This window comes from Pectobacterium carotovorum, from assembly GCF_900129615.1.
Lineage (GTDB): Bacteria > Pseudomonadota > Gammaproteobacteria > Enterobacterales > Enterobacteriaceae > Pectobacterium > Pectobacterium carotovorum.
Genome location: NZ_FQWI01000011.1, coordinates 42,058 through 59,436, shown reverse-complemented (window position 1 = coordinate 59,436; position 17,379 = coordinate 42,058). Strand labels below are relative to the sequence as shown.

Genomic DNA, 17,379 nt, shown 5'->3' with positions numbered 1-17,379 from the left:
AATTAGTGAGCTGGGAATGAGTATAGTTCAGATGCCGGGGGCAAGAATGGGGGATCGCCGTTGTTTTAGGACAAATCCCCATTCACGCATTTTATGCCGATCGCGTTATTTTGGCGTCCGGGATGAGGGTTTTCGCTGCTTTTTCGCGGAATCTGGATTTGGAACCAGCGTCGTGACCTGGCTTTCCACCCAGCCGTCCTGCAAGCGGGTTTTCAGTGTTTCACCGGGGGTGATTTGTGCGACGTTTTTCAGCACCTTACCGTCCGGGGCTGTGGTGACGTTATAGCCGCGCGCCAGCGTCGCCAGCGGGCTAACGCCTTCCAGCCTTGAACAGGCGATGCCTAGCTTCTGCTTGTTCTGATTCAACTGACGTTCCACCGCGCTCTGCATCTGATAGCTAAGCTGTTGCAAACGCTGCTGTGCACGATGAATCCGGGTCTGCGGCTGCTGTTGCATCAGGCGCTGTTGTAAGCGTTCACTTCGGCGCGAGGTCTGCCGTAGCTGCTGCTGCATAGCATCATCCAGCCGCTGACGCAGTTTAACCAGCTGTGCCTGCTGACGCGCCAGCCGCAGCTGCGGATGCTGCTGCTGTAAGCGGTGGTGCAGACGGGTAAAGTCCCGATTGCGCTGGGCAAGGTAATAATCCATCGCCATTTCCAGACGCTGACGCTGGGACTGTATCTGACGCAATAGCTCAAGTTGGTTACGACTTACTAACTCGGCAGCAGCGGACGGCGTTGGCGCGCGCAGGTCACCCACGAAATCGGCGATGGTGACATCGGTTTCATGGCCGACGGCGCTGACGATAGGAATGCGGCTGGCGAAAATCGCGCGGGCTACCCGTTCGTCATTAAAGCTCCACAGATCTTCCAGCGAACCGCCGCCGCGCCCGACGATTAACACGTCACACTCATCCCGCTGGTTAGCCAGCTCAATAGCGCGAACAATCTGTAGCGGTGCTTCCGCACCTTGCACCGACGTGGGATACACGATCACCGGCAGTGACGGATCGCGGCGCTGTAACACCTGCAAGATATCGTGCAGGGCGGCACCGCTGGCTGATGTAATCACGCCGACCTGTTTGGCAGGAGAGGGGAGTACTTGCTTAAACTGTTGGTCGAACAGCCCTTCGGCGGCGAGACGCTGTTTGAGCTGCTCAAACTGCTGCTGTAGCAGGCCATCGCCAGCGGGCTGCATGCTTTCCGCCAGCAGCTGATAGTCACCACGGGGTTCGTAGAGCGTAATGCTCGCCCGAATCAGCACTTGCTGACCGTTTTGCGGGCGGAACGTTACTTTACGGTTGCTGGTACGAAACATCGCGCAGCGCACCTGTGCACGTTCGTCTTTCAGCGTGAAATACCAATGGCCGGATGAGGGCTGAGAAAGGTTGGAGATTTCGCCGGAGAGCCAAATCTGGCCCATTTCCATTTCCAACAGTTGTCTAACCGTCTGATTCAGGCGGCTAACGGTAAAAATTGCAGAGGAGGGAAATTGAGACATTGTGAGCCAGATCAAATTTTAAAACAGTCACTTAATTGATCGATACTACCTACCTGAAACAGGTAATCAAGCATTTTAGTAAAATAATGCTGGAGGCAACCGATTACGCTCTGTATAATGCCACGGCAATATTTTATCTATTCTTACATCCACCTTGGTGAGATATTGCCCATGCTACGTATCGCTAAAGAAGCACTGACGTTTGATGACGTCCTCCTGGTTCCCGCTCATTCTACTGTTCTGCCTAACACTGCCGATCTGTCCACGCAGTTGACGAAAAACATTCGCCTGAATATTCCTATGCTGTCCGCAGCGATGGATACCGTTACCGAATCTGGCCTGGCCATTGCGCTGGCGCAGGAAGGCGGTCTGGGCTTTATTCACAAAAATATGTCCATTGAGCGTCAGGCTGAAGAAGTTAGCCGCGTGAAAAAACACGAAAGCGGCGTGGTGGTTGATCCACAAACCGTGACGCCAGAAACCACACTGCGTGAAATGAAAGAACTGACCGAGCGCAACGGCTTCGCTGGCTATCCTGTCGTGGCAAAAGACAACGAACTGGTCGGTATCATCACCGGTCGTGACGTGCGTTTTGTTACCGATTTGGAAAAACCGGTTAGCGCGTTCATGACGCCGAAAGAGCGTCTGGTCACGGTCAAAGAAGGCGAAGCGCGTGATGTCGTGCTGCAAAAAATGCACGAAAAACGCGTTGAAAAAGCGCTGGTGATTGACGACCAATTCCACCTGATCGGCATGATCACGGTAAAAGATTTCCAGAAAGCAGAACGTAAACCGAACGCCTGTAAAGACGAGCACGGTCGTCTGCGTGTAGGTGCAGCGGTTGGTGCGGGTGCAGGTAACGAAGAGCGTGTTGATGCGCTGGTTGCCGCAGGCGTTGACGTCCTGCTGATCGACTCCTCACACGGCCATTCCGAAGGCGTATTGCAGCGTATTCGTGAAACGCGCGCTAAATACCCGAACCTTGAAATCATCGGCGGTAACGTTGCGACAGGCTCTGGTGCGAAAGCGCTGGTCGAAGCGGGCGTGAGCGCAGTGAAAGTCGGTATCGGCCCTGGCTCTATCTGTACGACGCGTATCGTAACTGGCGTGGGCGTACCGCAGATTACGGCTATCTCTGATGCGGTTGAAGCGCTGGAAGGCACGGGCATTCCTGTCATCGCCGATGGCGGTATCCGCTTCTCTGGCGACATCGCTAAAGCCATCGCGGCAGGCGCAGCCTGTGTCATGGTCGGTTCTATGCTGGCGGGTACGGAAGAATCCCCGGGCGAAATCGAACTGTATCAGGGGCGTTCATTCAAATCTTATCGCGGCATGGGTTCACTGGGCGCAATGTCCAAAGGCTCATCAGACCGTTACTTCCAGACCGATAACGCCGCCGACAAACTGGTGCCGGAAGGTATCGAAGGCCGCGTAGCCTATAAAGGCCGCCTGAAAGAGATCGTTCACCAGCAGATGGGCGGCTTGCGCTCTTGCATGGGTCTGACCGGTTGCGCCACTATCGACGCACTGCGCACGCAGGCTGAGTTTGTACGCATCAGCGGCGCGGGCATTCAGGAAAGCCACGTTCACGACGTTACCATTACTAAAGAGTCACCGAACTACCGTATGGGTTCATAAGGTGATTTAATGCCATAAACCCTGTACTATTTTGCGCCGCTCTGCCTTTGAATGAGGCGGAGCGGTTAGCTGGGTTTACTTTTCGCTTTTGTCTTTTGCTTTTTGGAACATGCTCCTCATGACTCAAAACATTCATCAACACCGCATTCTTATTCTGGATTTCGGCTCACAGTACACGCAACTGGTTGCACGTCGCGTGCGTGAACTGGGCGTTTACTGTGAACTGTGGGCATGGGATGTCACGGAAGCACAGATTCGTGGGTTTAATCCGAACGGGATCATCCTGTCCGGTGGCCCGGAAAGCACCACCGAGTTTGGCAGCCCGCGTGCGCCAGAATACGTTTTCAATGCTGGCGTACCGGTATTAGGCGTGTGCTATGGCATGCAGACGATGGCGATGCAGTTGGGTGGCCACGTTGAAGGTTCCAACGAGCGTGAGTTTGGTTATGCGCAGGTAGAAGTGAAAACGGATAGCGCGCTGGTGCGTGATATTCAGGATGCGTTGAGCGCCACAGGTGCACCGCTGCTGGATGTCTGGATGAGCCACGGCGATAAAGTAACGGCGATCCCAGAAGGCTTTGAGACCGTTGCCAGTACCGATACCTGTCCGTTTGCCATCATGGCGAACGAAGAGAAGCGTTTTTACGGCGTGCAGTTCCACCCGGAAGTGACGCACACCCGTCAGGGCCAGCGCATGCTGGAGCGTTTTGTTCTTGATATCTGCCAGTGTGAAGTGCTGTGGACACCAGCCAAGATTATCGACGATGCGGTGAACCGTATTCGTGAGCAGGTAGGCAACGATCACGTGATTTTGGGCCTGTCTGGCGGCGTGGATTCTTCTGTTACTGCGATGCTGCTGCACCGTGCGATTGGCGATCGTCTGACCTGTGTGTTTGTCGATAACGGCCTGCTGCGTCTGAACGAAGCCGATCAAGTTCTGGAAATGTTCGGCGATCAGTTCGGTCTGAACATTGTTCACGTGGCGGCGGAAGATCGCTTCCTGAGCGAACTGGCGGGTGAAGATGAGCCGGAAGCCAAGCGTAAAATTATCGGTCGCGTGTTCGTTGAAGTGTTCGATGAAGAAGCCAGCAAGCAAGAACAAGTGAAATGGCTGGCGCAAGGCACCATCTACCCAGACGTGATCGAATCTGCGGCTTCTGCGACGGGCAAAGCGCACGTGATCAAGTCACACCACAACGTGGGTGGCCTGCCGAAAGAGATGAAGCTGGGTCTGGTTGAGCCGCTGAAAGAGCTGTTCAAAGACGAAGTACGCAAGATCGGTCTGGAACTGGGTCTGCCGTACAACATGCTGTACCGTCATCCGTTCCCTGGCCCAGGTCTGGGCGTACGCGTGCTGGGTGAAGTGAAGAAAGAATACTGCGACCTGCTGCGTCGTGCGGATGCGATCTTCATCGAAGAGTTGCACAAAGCCGACCTGTACAACAAGGTCAGCCAGGCATTCACCGTCTTCCTGCCAGTTCGTTCCGTGGGCGTGATGGGCGATGGCCGTAAATACGATTGGGTTGTCGCGCTGCGCGCGGTAGAAACCATCGACTTTATGACCGCGCACTGGGCACACCTGCCATACGACTTCCTCGGCCGCGTCTCCAACCGCATCATCAACGAAGTCGACGGCATCTCTCGCGTCGTTTATGACGTATCGGGCAAGCCACCTGCGACGATCGAGTGGGAATAAGCCAGCGTCTGAAATAGCGTTGTGCTAAACAGCAAAAAGTACATCTAAACCCGCGTAACTGCGGGTTTTTTGTTTTTATGTCTGGCATTTTCAGGCAGCTATCGCATGAGAAACTCATTTTTCAAATGGAATTTGAGATGGTTTTACGCCAGATGGATTACAACTATTGCGCTGAAAAAACTCTAAAGCTGTGACCACTACATCCCCCAATCACATAATAGGTATGGTAAAAAGAGTCTGGTTGTTACAGATAGAATAGGATTGCAAACGGAGCGAGGAGCACCAGTTTTCGGATTGTTTTCTTAATGTGTCAGGGAGGGGGATTATATGAAAGTAAGTGGTGTAGCAATTCGGAATTTCCGCCGACTGGAAAATGTTCAGATTGACCTTGAAGATAGGGAATCCATTTTTGTTGGACCCAATAACAGCGGTAAGACTTCTGCCACCGCAATTTTTCGCTGCTTTCTTGGCGGACGCGATTTTAAGATTCACGATTTCTCCGTTGCCCGAATGCCTGATTTCGACACATTTGCAACGACCGGAGATGCTGCCCAGCTTCCCAAAATTAGTCTTGATATTTGGTTCACCATTGATCCCGAGAGCATCGGTTTCGGTAGAGTTTTCACACTGTTGCCAAAACTTTCGGATTTCACTCGAGTAGGAATTCGGCTGTCGTATGAAGTCTCGGAACCAAAGAAGTTACGTGACAATTACGACGCCGCTTATCCACCAATGGAAGGTGGGATCCGCTCTAAGTCGCTGTCGCAATATTTAGCGCTTGGTGGAAATCTTGGACGACATTTTGCAGTTTGCTACTCCTCTCTCGATGAGAAAATTCAGGAGGGAGCACCGCCAGAGATCCTAACTAATCACCTTGATCCTGATGAAGGTAAACGCCTTCTGAAGAATCTTATACGGGTAGAGTTTGTGGACGCGCAGCGCAATATTAACGATGACGATAGCAGCCGTAGTAACCGGCTCTCATCGGCTTTCTCCACCTTCTACCAAAAGAATCTTGAGCAAGTCGGTCATGCAGCAGATGCTCACAAAGTAATCGATGATAATAACAAACAGCTGACAGATCACTATGCAAAGCAGTTTGCCCCGCTGATCGACCTCATCAAACACCTTGGTGTACCATCGATCAATGATCGAGAATTACAGATTATCTCGTCACTTAGCCCTGAAACTGCACTGCGTGGAAATACCGAGCTGCTTTATATTGACCCTAGCCGAAAGCATGAACTTCCCGAGTTATATAACGGTCTTGGTTTTAAAAATTTAATATTTATGGCTATTCAGGCCCGGCACTTTCATTCTCAGTGGGTAATGACCACTGAAAACAGGCCTTTGTGCCTGATGATATTTATTGAAGAACCAGAGGTTCACCTTCACGCTCAGGTACAACAAACTTTCATCTCTAATATATGGCAGGTAATCAACCAGTCCGCTGAGGCGGCTGGCGAACCTAATCTAGTGCCACAACTTGTCGTAACCACACACTCTTCTCATATCATGGAAGCTGTGGACTTTGAGAAAGTTCGCTATTTCCAGCGCTGTTACAGCGAGGGTGAAATAGGAGCGACTCGTATTCGCAATGCCTCAATGGTTCGAAGTCTACGGACTTTCCAGCCGGAAGTGGAGATGGTAGATGGTAACCTTGTTTCCCCGTCAGAATCGCTAGCCTTCCTGAAACGCTATTTACGCCTTACACACTGCGACCTATTTTTTGCTGATGCCGCCATACTTGTCGAAGGTGCAGTTGAGAAACTGCTAATGCCATCCATGATCGAACGTGCTGCAGGGCGATTGAGGACTGTATATCTAACAATCCTAGAAGTCGGAGGGGCCTATGCCCACCGCTTCGAAGGTCTGCTCAGCTTCCTTCATATCCCCTACCTTGTTATCACTGATATTGATTCTGTGGCACCTACCGGCCATCCGAGCGCCTGTCGAGCAGATGTAGTCGGAGCAAGGACCTCTAACGCATCTCTAAAAAAACTTTGCGGGCAGACTACAATCGCCGATTTGATGGCATTGACTTCTGCCGAGAAACAACACACTGATAAGGATCGCTGCATTGCCTTTCAGACGGATATTTTGGTCACAGATGGTGTGACGAACGCGACACTTCGTCCGCGAACTTTAGAAGAGGCAATCGTCTATGAGAATCTTGGGCTACTTCGATCCGGTACGTTATCTATCGGCACCAACGTCCACGTCCCTCTTAGCGATGTTTACCAGGTCGTCTACGAGAGAGTTCGGTCAGATAGTTTCAAAAAGACCGATTTCGCCATGGATATATTGGCTTGCACTCAGGAATGGACTGTCCCTAGGTATATTGCCGAAGGATTGAGTTGGCTTGAGTCACGCTTATTACCCCAGCTATCAGCGGCTGTGGATACAGAAGTCGTTGTCTAAGAGGGAGAATAGCATGGTGACATGGGTAGAAAGCGACGCGGATATTCAAGTCCGAGAATGCATAGATGACCATCGTAGCTTTGCGATGATAGCTGGTGCGGGGGCGGGCAAGACTAGCTCCCTCGTTGATGCTCTTAGTCGGGTTAGGCACAAAGAGGGGCATTTCCTTAGAAAAAATGGTCAACGCATTGCCTGTATTACCTTTACCAAGCGTGCAGTTGAGATCATCAAGGGGAGGCTGGGGTTCGATGAGCTATACCGGATTTCAACTCTGCATGGATTTTTGTGGGAACAGATAAGTCGTTTTCACGAAAATATTAGGCAAGCGCTCTGCGAGAGTAGGATTCCAAAGCTTATAGAAAAGGCTAGGGAAGATGATAACGGTGGTAACAGCAAGAAGGCACTAAATGCCCGTGCAAAAATTGAACGGTTGACTGAGGAGCTTGAACTTCTCTCCTCAATCAAACATTTTGACTATGCCGACACGAGCTTCAGCGATTACGCAAAAGGACAGATCGGCCACGACGACGTCATTGAGATTGCAAGCTACTTACTTGCAAATAATGAAACCCTCAGACGGATCATCGGCCTACGTTTCCCTTACATCTTTATCGATGAAGCACAGGATACATTTGAGGGTATCGTTTCAGGGCTCAATCTCGTTAGTTCGGGTGCTGAACTTCCTTTGATCGGTTATTTTGGTGACCCTTGGCAACAAATTTACGACCGGAGTGCAGGTAATTTTGCACCGCCTGACAAAGGTGAAGTCATCAAGAAAAGGGAAAATTTCCGATGTTCCCAGAGCGTCATCCGACTTCTCAATGCTTATCGGGGAGATGTTGAACAGTATGCCGCTGGCGAAAATGCTGCACGTGAAGGTAGTGTCGAATTTTTGCTTATTGGGGCAGAAGAGCCATCGGAGCCACGCAGGCGCTACTCAGAAGACCAGATTGAGCGGGCGCTAGCTCGTATGGATGCTGCAGTCGAAGAGTGGGGCTGGACAGATCGCGATGATGTCATGAAACTCTTTCTGGCACGTCAAATGATCGCACGTCGGCTTGGCTTTGCTGACCTCAACCGTCTTTTCACTGGCGATTTTGCGTCGTCCCGCGCAAAGGATGCTTTTGAGGAAGGTACCCATTTTCTTCTCAAACCATTTCTTTCGACGATTTGCCCTCTTATCTATGCTCAACGTCAGGGTGATGAACGAAACATTATCAATTTGCTTCGTCGCGATAGTCCAGCTTTCGCGATCGATGGATTAAATGCGGAAAAATCACTGAAATTGATGATTGAGACTTCGAGGGCTTTGCTTGGGCAATTGCAGACTTTGTGGGATACGGAGACGATCGGAGCGATCCTTCGTTTTTGTATCGAGAATCAGATCATCCAGCCTTCTGAAAGGCTGAGTGAGCATCTTGATCGTGCCCCTCGGGCTGAGCTGTTCGATAAGGATCTTCATAGTCTTGATAAAGGAGACTGGCTCGCAGACTCGCTGTTCAAAATGACGCCTGAGATGGTATCCCGTTATGCTGATTTTCTTAACAACAATACCGCTTATAGTACTCAGCATGGCGTTAAGGGGGAGGAGTATCCAAAAGTATTGGTCGTCTATGACGATGTCGAAGCCGCATGGAACCAATACAGCTTTAGTAAGACTCTAACCCCGCTCACTGCTGGCGAGCCTTCTGAGCGGCAACGTTCTGTAACTCAGAAACTTGCATATGTCTCGTTCTCCCGTGCGGAGGAGGATCTGCGTATCGTACTCTTCACCAGTGACCCAGATGGAGCACGAGATGAACTCATTGAAAGCAAGCTATTAGCATCTGATCAAATCCGAATCATGGCCTGAGTGTTGTTATTGCCTTTTGATTTACTAAATGGGGGTTAAGGCCGCGACCAGTCCCTGCGCCTGAATGACGGCGTCAAGTAAGGTAATGTAACGTAGACTATCAATGGGCTCATGTAGAATGACATCGTAGTATTTTGAATGGTATTCAATATTTTTATCTAATTTATTGATTTTAATTGGTAAGTTACTTTGACTTACAATCGAGTGGGAATAAGCCAGCGTCTGAAATAGCGTTGTGCTAAACAGCAAAAAATATCTAAACCCGCGTAACTGCGGGTTTTTTACGTCTTTCTGGGCTCTTGAGCTACTGATATTTTTAGTTATTGTGAGTATAGGGAATCAGTCGAACGCCTGCGGCTCTGGTGATTTCGGTGAGCGTCGTCAGCGTCGGGTTGCCATTTTCAGACAATGTTCTGTATAGCTGTTGGCGAGACAGTCCCGATTTTTTGGCTATTTCGCCCACTCCGCCACGCGCTTCAACAACACGGCGTAATGCTGTCAGGAATGCCGCGATGCCACCTTCCTCATAAATATCCTCTAGCGCTGTCTGGAGGTATATTTCTGCGTATCCAGGATTTTCTCGTAGTTCCGCAACCATTGCATCATCGTGGCTAATGACTTTTTCGAATTTAGTGGATTGGGTGATGATTGCCATGATGTTACCTCTTTTGATAATCCCGGCAGTATTGGCTGTTTTATATAACTAGTTATTTTTTATTATTTTTTCTTTGTGTCGATTTCAAGTAAGAGGCTTTATTACTACCGTCCTGATAACGTTTTTGCGGCGTACAGGATGGTCTCCTTGTAAGTTTTCAATCCACTGGATTTTTAACTTAAAAACGACAACGTTGCAAAGTAGTTTCATTGGATTGGTGTTTCGGGATTAGACAGATTTAAGTGGTGACAAATTATCCAACCACAAACGGTGGCGCAATCTTTTTCTGTACGGTAAAATTACGTACAAAAGGAGGTCACTATGACTACTACTGCTCGTTTAGATCTTCGGTTGAATGCTCACGATAAAGAACGCATCACTAAGGCTGCCGCATTACGTGGTATCGCTGTTTCTGCATTTGTGCGTGATGCGGTGTTGCGTGAAGCGGATACCGCCATTGCCGCAGATACCGCTGTTACGCTTTCTGAGCAAGAATCTCGCCGTTTCTTGGCTGCGTTGAATCAGCCGTTTCTGCCTAATGATCGTTTGCATAAAGCGATGGAAGGGGCTGCCAATTTGATGAAACGCTAACCTATGGCTCTGATATTTTCATTGTTGGACGGCCGCCGCCATGACCGTTCAAGTTTTTCTTGTGGTGTTTTGGCTCTTGATGATTACCTACAAAAGCGAGCCTCGCAACATCAGCGTGATGGAATCGCTACGACTCATATCCTGCTCGATGAGTCGCAGCCTACCTGTATTCTGGGCTACTGCTCATTGTCCGCAGCACACTTATATTTGCACGAGCTCAGTGAAAATGACCGTAAGCGACTGCCTGGATATCCGGTGCCTGCTATGCGTATGGGGCGTTTGGCGGTATCGACTGCTGAACAGAAGAAAGGTTACGGACAACTTTTGCTTGGACATGCTGTGAATATGGCGTTATCTGTGCGTAATACGATGGGGGTGCGAGTGCTGATTGTTGATGCGAAAGATGCACGGGCTGCGGCGTTTTATGAGGAATACGGTTTCCGGCGCAACAGCTAGCGCAGCGTTGACATTGTATCTACCAATATCGAACGGCTAGGTGAGTGCAATTATCCCCACGGAATGTGAAGTGACTCATACTGCTTTGCTTCCTGAATAGAATGAATTTATTTATAGCGTGGCTTTTTATTAAAACAAATAACATGAATGTTCTATATTCTAATTGGTGAGCTAATCGGGTCATAAATTTTTTCTTCTCCCCATATGTTATCTAAATATGATTCATCGGAAATGATTATTGCGTCTAGCGTGAAAATTCCCCCTACTTTATTTATTTTTTTGGTTTTATTCGTTTTTATTTCATTTTCAATTTTTTCTGAAGTTTTTGTGACAAAAACAATAATGTCGTTTGGTGAGCTTTTTAACTCAAAGGCGTTAAATGTAGCAGTTACGTCACCACTTTTTATAAAAGATCTTTCTTTGTATGAAAAGCCATTGCTTTGATACTTTTTTCTTATTTCACTTAATGTTGTTTTTCCGAAAGTTAACCCATTAATGCCAGTTTTTTCACCACTTTTATTTTGATTCCAATCAATCTCCATATAAATGATACGATTTTTTATACTGTCGTAGGTAATGCTGAGTTCATTTCCGTTTTTTAATTTTATTTTTGATATTTTTATGTTTCCTATTCCTTCTCTTGCAATTTTTTCTAACCTCGAACCTCCTAAATTATCAATTGGATTTCCTATTCTAAAACCTTGAAATGCTTCATCTAAAACTTTCCATGTTTTGTTTTTATTGATTTTTTTATTAAATTTCTTAAAATTCTTGATGAGAGTTTCTGAAAGTAAAACTATACCGCAAAAAATCCCCGCAATCCACGACAGAGGTTCAATCCACTGTGGCATATTGATTTACCTTTTTATTTTAGCAAGAGAAATCGAAAAGAATTTTCAATTTTATCCCCAGACCATCAGCAATAACCCCAATCACTTCCAGCGTCGGGTTTCTCACTCCGCGCTCAATGCCGCTGATATAGGTACGATCTAATCCGCACTTATCTGCGAAGGCTTCTTGTGAAAGCCCTGCTTGTAAGCGAAGTGTTTTTACTCGTTGTCCGAAGCGGACTGTGATGTCTTTTGATCTTTCCATGCGGATAAGCATTATCTTTTGTTGCTTATCCGACCACGGACGATGAGTCACAATTGATTGTATAACCAACAAAATCGTGACGTTAGTTGGGATCACTGAAAGTGAATAGGTGATTCAGAGTTGTATGTAATCCGTTGGCGATGATGTGGAGGATTTCCAGAGTGGGATTTCTGATACCGCGCTCAATGCCGCTGATGTAGGTACGATCCAGACCGCATTTTTCAGCAAAAGCTTCTTGCGACAGACCTGCTTGCAATCTGAGTGTTTTTACACGTTGTCCTAGCAGGACTTTCACTGAGTCTGATGTTTTCATGTGACTAGCATTCAATTTTGATGCTTATCAGTCCACGGACTATTAGTCACATTCGTTAAGTTTTGTGCTATAATTGTGACTTATAGTCAACAAAAGGAGCAATGGAATGAATCACACTGACTGGCACCCGGCGGATATCATCGCGGGGTTACGGAAGAAAGGGACGACGCTGGCGGCGGTTTCCAGAGCGGCGGGGTTGGCGTCATCTACGCTGGCGAATGCGCTTACCAGACATTGGCCGAAAGGAGAACGCTTGATTGCCGAAGCGATGGGGAAAAGGCCGGAAGAGATTTGGCCGTCGCGTTATTCAGGCGTGAAATGAGGGCAGGGAGTAGGGTAGAAAAAGGTGAAAGCGCTATTCCTCGATGTAATGCTGTTCACTTAAACATGGATTTAGGGGGAAACACGGTGATGAGGTTCCCGCAGGGATACCTCGCACCGTGGTAGCCCCCGGTATCTCGATCCTTAAACGATCGGCATTACATTCATCGATGGCGCTTTTTCATGTCGGCCGTAAGCCCTATCGTGCAATGAAATCACGTAAACACGACTTTAACGCTATTAATCCTGAGTGTTAACGCTTTTCCTCTTGCTTCAAAATCCCAGCCTTAAGCACATCCACCTCTTCGCCGTTGATCGTGGCGGTAGCCGCGATGACCTGATATTCCACATCGTGGAACTGGCAAAAATCAGATTGGTACTGTGGGAGCAGAGCTGATTCCTGGGAAAAAATGAATTTTTCTCCCATCATTCCGGCATCAAGGCTACTCAACCCAAAAGGCGGGAAGGCGAGTGTTTGTTCGGCTGAAGCGCCTTCACTATTTTTGAGTTGCAGCGTGGCGCGAAAATTGGCGACTTCGCCTAATTTATTCGTATTGATAGAGAAATTAAGCTCGCATTTATAGGGATTATTATTTCCACCGTATGGGCTAGATTCATGCTTTAACGTTAAAAGTGGTAATACGTCGCGGGTCGCTATTCTCTCGCGTTTGTCTTTTTCACACTGGCGAAAATAATTGTTATCTGTACTCCCTGCGTACTTTTGAGCCTGATGGCAATCTACCTCAACGTACTGCCCACTGTAATACATCTGGGATAAATAGCGGCTGGCACCAGTCAAGTCACGTTTATAGGCTTGTTCAAACAAGGTATAGGCCTTACTGTAATTGGCCTTGATAAGCACACCGTTATAATACATTTTCCCCAGATTCATTAATGCATCATCATCGCCTTGCTTTGCTGCACGCTCATACCATTTTTCAGCTTCTACCCCATCTGGGAAAACGCCCCAACGCCCTTTTTCGTAGACGAACCCAAGTATATTTTGTGCTTCTCGATGGCCACCTTCAGCGGCGACACGGAACCACTTCAACGCCTCAATGTTCTCATTTTTGATATCGGCATAGCCAAAATTATAAAAATGACCGACGTGGAAATTAATTTCTGGATCGCCATCCTTTGCCCAGAATGTCGCGAGTCGCAGAATATCCTGTTTGCTAAAACCAATATGGGTGAAGAAGCGTTGAGTATCGGCATCGCCGCTCGTCAAATATCGTCTTACTGCTCGAATTAGTTTAGGTCGATAGGATATATCACTATCGGCAGCGGCTTTCGCGGAATAAATGTAATCGACAACCTTATCCATCACATCAACGGGTATTTTTATGTCGGCTCGGTTCATTTTTTCTGAGAACTGTTTGGCGCGAGCTTTATCCTGCGCCACGCCTTTGCCGTATTGATAAAAATACCAGACGTTGTAGCAGCCAACATTGCCGTCTATTTCGCAGGCCTGCTGATAATACTGGAGCGCTTGTGTCGTATTTTGCGGGACGGTGATGCCATATTCATAGATGAACCCCAGCGTGCTCAATGCCTGCGGGTCGTTGCCTGTCGCTAGTGCCGTCAACGCGGTTAATGCAGCCGCATCCTGCTGCGTGAGGCGTTGGTAGAGCGTATCTATCTTGTCATTTGCCTGGCTGATGGATACTGCCGATAGGCCGATCAACGTGGCAATAACGGTTTTCCTTATCATCGATTTTATGTCCTTAATTCATTCCCTGAGTGAATAGCAATGTGTAGCAAAGGTGCCAATCAAGACGGCGGTTTACCGTAAGCTGTGTCTTTCAGAGTCATCGCCTTAATCATCATCCTCATGATCCAGCGCGATCTGCTGATTATTCCTCAACAGCGCCCATTTCCTGAACTGGGTCGGCGTCATCTCCATCTGCTGGGAAAAGGCGCGTCGGAAGGCTGTGTCTTCACTGTAGCCACATTCGGCGGCGACCTGTTTGATATGGGTCATTGGGTTTTCAAGCAGCCGACAGGCCATTTCGATCCTGACGCGGGTAATAAAGTTTTTCGGGCTTTCCGCTGTGAGCTCTTTGAGCTTGCGGTGAAGCGTTCGGTCACTGAAATTCAGGGCGCTTGCTAATTCTTCTGCGGTAATTGCCGGGTTCTCGTAGCGGATGATCTGTTCAGCACGCAGTAGCAAGGGATGTACGGTATTAATGAACCCTTGTGGGGCATAAATGCGTTGAGAAAGGGGCTGGCTATCTGCTACTGCAATATCTGCTGCTAATTTTGCGAGCTTATGTCCGCCACTGCGGCGAATAATATGCAGGGCAAGTTCGACCCAGGACAATGGTCCACCAGTGGTAATGATGCCATCTTGTTCTTCCAGCGCTTTGCCCCACACCGGTTTTGCCTTCGGGTATTTCTGCTTAAACGTGTGGTAGAGCCACCATGTCGTGGTGCAGAACCGGCCATCCAGCAGCCCGGCCTCGGCCAGAATAAAGCCCCCCGCACAGGCACCGCCTATCAGCGAGCCCTGTCGATATTGCTCCCTGAGCCACAGTGCGGATTCATTAACGGATGACATCGACATCGGTAATTTATCGGGCCCGAGCATCATTCCGGTCGCCAGCACGACATCCGACTTACCCACTGCGTCAAACGAACTGTCTACGTGAATCAGTCTCCCCTGCGCATCACGCACGGGCTTGCCGTCTGCACTGACGATGGACGTTTCAAAAGACAGCGGCGAGTCGGTAGAAGCGATGCTATCAGGCTGTGTAATGAGCGTCTGATTAACCATCCAGAAGATATCGGAAAGCCCGGATATGGCCGACTGCATACTGCCCGGCAGCGCCAGAATGGAGATGTGCATAGTGATTTTGCCTGCCAGACACGATTTGGCGAATTTTGCATGAACTATGTCAAGTTTGCCATCTTACCGCAAGCATCAACCACGATTAACATTCAACCATTCGCTACCCCTGATGAAACGCATCGGGGGAAACCAGCAGCCGTATCACCCTTCCAGAGGAAAGCATATGACGCATTACCGCATTAAATGGCTAGGCCATCTGGCTATCGCGTTAGGTCTGGTGCTGTCTGCCAGCGTTCACAATGTTGCGGAGGCGGCAAAAATTAACAATATCGTCTTAGTCCACGGTGCCTTTACCGATGGCTCCAGCTGGTCCGCCGTCACGGCCCGACTACAGGAAATGGGATACCACGTGACGGCGGTGCAAAACCCGCTCACTTCCTTAGCGGATGACGTTGAAGCGACGGAGCGCGTGCTGCAAAGGCAGCAGGGCGATGTGCTGCTGGTGGGGCATTCATGGGCGGGGGCCGTCGTGACGCAGGCCGGTAATGATCCCAAGGTTCGCGGCATTGTCTATTTGTCGGCGCTGGTGCCAGACAGTGGAGAATCCGTCTCTGATTTATTGCAACGCCTGAAAGCGCCGATGGAAGGCATGGCACCCGATTCTAATGGCCTGATTTGGCTGGATAACGCGGAAAAGTACCGTGAGGTGATGGCGGGTGATGTCCCCCTGAAGAAAGCACAGGCGCTGGCTGCGGTGCAACAGCCGATTGCGGCAAAAGCCTTTGGCGATCGCGTTCAGCAGGCGGCGTGGAAAAATAAACCAACCTGGTATTTGTTGACGGAGAAGGACAAGGCATTAAATCCATCGATTCAGAAAGACATCGCGAGCCATATCGGTGCAAAGACACAGTCTATTTCGTCTAGCCATATGTCTCTGGTGTCACACCCGGAAGCTGTCGCGGATTTTATTGCTAGCGCGGCTAAAGCAGTTAAATAAGTGAGCGTTGAAACTCAATGTAGGAGAAGTCATTGTGAACATTTTACATATAGACTCCAGTATTCTTGAGAGCGGTTCCGTTTCCCGACAGATTTCTGCTGACGTTGTGGAACAGTTAGTCAAACAGCATCCGAATGCCGTCGTTGCTTATCGGGATGTGGTTAAAGATGAAATACGCCACTTAACCGGGCCGATTGCGGCGGGTTTCCGCCAAATAGCGTCTTCTTCAGCGGATGAAGCAACGCTGCGGGAACACCAACTCTCTGAAGCGTTGGTTGCGGAATTTCTGGCGAATGACGTTATCGTCATTGGCGCGCCGATGTATAACTTTTCTGTCTCTAGCCAATTGAAATCGTGGCTGGACCGTCTTGCGCAGGCAGGAAAGACCTTTAAATATACGGAAAAAGGCCCAGTAGGTTTATCTGGGGGAAGAACGGTTATTGTGGTTTCCTCCCGTGGTGGTTTTTATACTACGCTGCCTTTTTTAGATATGGATTTTCAGGAACGTTATCTCCAGGGCTTTTTCCGCTTTCTTGGCATTACCGATATTCATTTCGTCCGCGCGGAAGGCGCTTCAAAAGGGGATGAAATCAAGCATCGTGAAATCCAAAATGCGCAGTCCTCTATCCATTCGGTGGTTACATCCATAGCTTAAAAGATATATAGCCAAACAATAATCATTGAGGTAGCAATCATGCTCTATGCCATTACGCTGTATTACACCAGCCCTAAAGATGAACTTGAAAAGAGTATTGACGCCCACAAAAAATGGCTGGCGGATAATATTAAAAAAGGAAATATTATTTTTGCTGGCCCGTTGGAGGATGGAACGGGGGGATTTATTTTAGCCTACGGGTTAGAACTTTCTGATATGGAAGACATTCTGGCTGACGATCCCTTTGTCAATCTGGGATTAGTCAATACAGAGATAAAGGAAATTGAGCCTGGAATTTGTTCGAGTCATTTCTATGCCGAATGGGCAGGAAATGCGAAGGCGTTGTAATGTAGTGTTAGAGTTATAATAGCAATCTGGCTATTTTAATTCTGCACTAAAAT

At 48.7% G+C, this 17,379-nt stretch carries 17 protein-coding genes; 10 read left to right on the top strand and 7 right to left on the bottom strand.

The window, feature by feature from the left end:
* Positions 1 to 105: 105 nt before the first annotated feature.
* On the bottom strand, positions 106 to 1,500 hold the full coding sequence (gene xseA, locus BUB06_RS18790; protein ID WP_010302803.1) for an exodeoxyribonuclease VII large subunit: 1,395 nt from the start codon (positions 1,498 to 1,500) through the stop codon (positions 106 to 108).
* Positions 1,501 to 1,671: 171 nt separating this feature from the next.
* On the opposite strand from xseA, the gene guaB reads away from it, so the two are divergent.
* From guaB to BUB06_RS18770, 4 genes are all read left to right on the top strand, one after another.
* Positions 1,672 to 3,138 carry an IMP dehydrogenase gene (gene guaB, locus BUB06_RS18785; protein ID WP_005970134.1) on the top strand — a complete coding sequence of 489 codons (1,467 nt, stop codon included), beginning with the start codon at positions 1,672 to 1,674 and terminating at the stop codon, positions 3,136 to 3,138.
* Positions 3,139 to 3,256: 118 nt separating this feature from the next.
* Positions 3,257 to 4,834, top strand: coding sequence for a glutamine-hydrolyzing GMP synthase (gene guaA / locus BUB06_RS18780; RefSeq protein WP_039475065.1), 1,578 nt, complete (start codon positions 3,257 to 3,259; stop codon positions 4,832 to 4,834).
* A gap of 327 nt (positions 4,835 to 5,161) precedes the next feature.
* Positions 5,162 to 7,255, top strand: a complete 2,094-nt coding sequence (locus tag BUB06_RS18775) for an ATP-dependent nuclease (protein WP_048329350.1) — start codon at positions 5,162 to 5,164, stop codon at positions 7,253 to 7,255.
* Positions 7,256 to 7,268: 13 nt separating this feature from the next.
* On the top strand, positions 7,269 to 9,107 hold the full coding sequence (locus BUB06_RS18770; RefSeq protein WP_039475062.1) for a UvrD-helicase domain-containing protein: 1,839 nt from the start codon (positions 7,269 to 7,271) through the stop codon (positions 9,105 to 9,107).
* Between the two features lie 316 nt (positions 9,108 to 9,423).
* On the opposite strand, the gene BUB06_RS18765 is transcribed toward BUB06_RS18770, so the two are convergent.
* Entirely contained in the window at positions 9,424 to 9,762 is a 339-nt protein-coding gene (locus BUB06_RS18765; protein ID WP_039475059.1) for an addiction module antidote protein, read from the bottom strand.
* Positions 9,763 to 10,083: 321 nt separating this feature from the next.
* Here BUB06_RS18765 and BUB06_RS18760 point away from each other — a divergent pair, with 321 nt between their 5' ends.
* Both BUB06_RS18760 and BUB06_RS18755 read left to right on the top strand, forming a co-directional pair.
* Complete coding sequence (locus tag BUB06_RS18760; RefSeq protein WP_039475056.1) at positions 10,084 to 10,353, top strand: type II toxin-antitoxin system TacA family antitoxin; 270 nt, start codon at positions 10,084 to 10,086, stop codon at positions 10,351 to 10,353.
* 3 nt (positions 10,354 to 10,356) lie between these two features.
* Complete coding sequence (locus BUB06_RS18755; protein WP_048329348.1) at positions 10,357 to 10,809, top strand: GNAT family N-acetyltransferase; 453 nt, start codon at positions 10,357 to 10,359, stop codon at positions 10,807 to 10,809.
* A 152-nt stretch (positions 10,810 to 10,961) separates the two neighbouring features.
* On the opposite strand, the gene BUB06_RS18750 is transcribed toward BUB06_RS18755, so the two are convergent.
* The 3 genes from BUB06_RS18750 to BUB06_RS18740 all read right to left on the bottom strand — a co-directional run bounded on the left by BUB06_RS18750 (position 10,962) and on the right by BUB06_RS18740 (position 12,217).
* Positions 10,962 to 11,660 carry a hypothetical protein gene (locus BUB06_RS18750; RefSeq protein WP_039475053.1) on the bottom strand — a complete coding sequence of 233 codons (699 nt, stop codon included), beginning with the start codon at positions 11,658 to 11,660 and terminating at the stop codon, positions 10,962 to 10,964.
* Between the two features lie 19 nt (positions 11,661 to 11,679).
* A complete protein-coding gene (locus BUB06_RS18745; RefSeq protein ID WP_039475165.1) occupies positions 11,680 to 11,904 on the bottom strand; it encodes a helix-turn-helix domain-containing protein in 225 nt (74 codons plus the stop codon).
* 82 nt (positions 11,905 to 11,986) lie between these two features.
* Positions 11,987 to 12,217 carry a helix-turn-helix domain-containing protein gene (locus BUB06_RS18740; RefSeq protein ID WP_039475050.1) on the bottom strand — a complete coding sequence of 77 codons (231 nt, stop codon included), beginning with the start codon at positions 12,215 to 12,217 and terminating at the stop codon, positions 11,987 to 11,989.
* Between the two features lie 106 nt (positions 12,218 to 12,323).
* Here BUB06_RS18740 and BUB06_RS18735 point away from each other — a divergent pair, with 106 nt between their 5' ends.
* On the top strand, positions 12,324 to 12,539 hold the full coding sequence (locus BUB06_RS18735; protein WP_010279992.1) for a helix-turn-helix domain-containing protein: 216 nt from the start codon (positions 12,324 to 12,326) through the stop codon (positions 12,537 to 12,539).
* Between the two features lie 252 nt (positions 12,540 to 12,791).
* Here BUB06_RS18735 and BUB06_RS18730 read toward each other — a convergent pair whose 3' ends face one another.
* Together BUB06_RS18730 and BUB06_RS18725 are read right to left on the bottom strand one after the other, a co-directional pair.
* Positions 12,792 to 14,249 carry a tetratricopeptide repeat protein gene (locus BUB06_RS18730; RefSeq protein WP_039475048.1) on the bottom strand — a complete coding sequence of 486 codons (1,458 nt, stop codon included), beginning with the start codon at positions 14,247 to 14,249 and terminating at the stop codon, positions 12,792 to 12,794.
* Between the two features lie 105 nt (positions 14,250 to 14,354).
* On the bottom strand, positions 14,355 to 15,383 hold the full coding sequence (locus BUB06_RS18725; RefSeq protein WP_039475045.1) for a GlxA family transcriptional regulator: 1,029 nt from the start codon (positions 15,381 to 15,383) through the stop codon (positions 14,355 to 14,357).
* Positions 15,384 to 15,549: 166 nt separating this feature from the next.
* Here BUB06_RS18725 and BUB06_RS18720 point away from each other — a divergent pair, with 166 nt between their 5' ends.
* From BUB06_RS18720 to BUB06_RS18710, 3 genes are read left to right on the top strand one after another with little or no spacing between them, the layout of a single operon-like run.
* The gene (locus BUB06_RS18720; RefSeq protein WP_039475042.1) at positions 15,550 to 16,323 is read left to right on the top strand and encodes an alpha/beta fold hydrolase; all 774 of its coding nucleotides are present in this window, start codon (positions 15,550 to 15,552) and stop codon (positions 16,321 to 16,323) included.
* Positions 16,324 to 16,357: 34 nt separating this feature from the next.
* Positions 16,358 to 16,978, top strand: coding sequence for an FMN-dependent NADH-azoreductase (locus BUB06_RS18715; RefSeq protein WP_039475040.1), 621 nt, complete (start codon positions 16,358 to 16,360; stop codon positions 16,976 to 16,978).
* A 39-nt stretch (positions 16,979 to 17,017) separates the two neighbouring features.
* On the top strand, positions 17,018 to 17,326 hold the full coding sequence (locus BUB06_RS18710) for a YciI family protein (protein ID WP_039475037.1): 309 nt from the start codon (positions 17,018 to 17,020) through the stop codon (positions 17,324 to 17,326).
* Positions 17,327 to 17,379 lie beyond the last annotated feature (53 nt).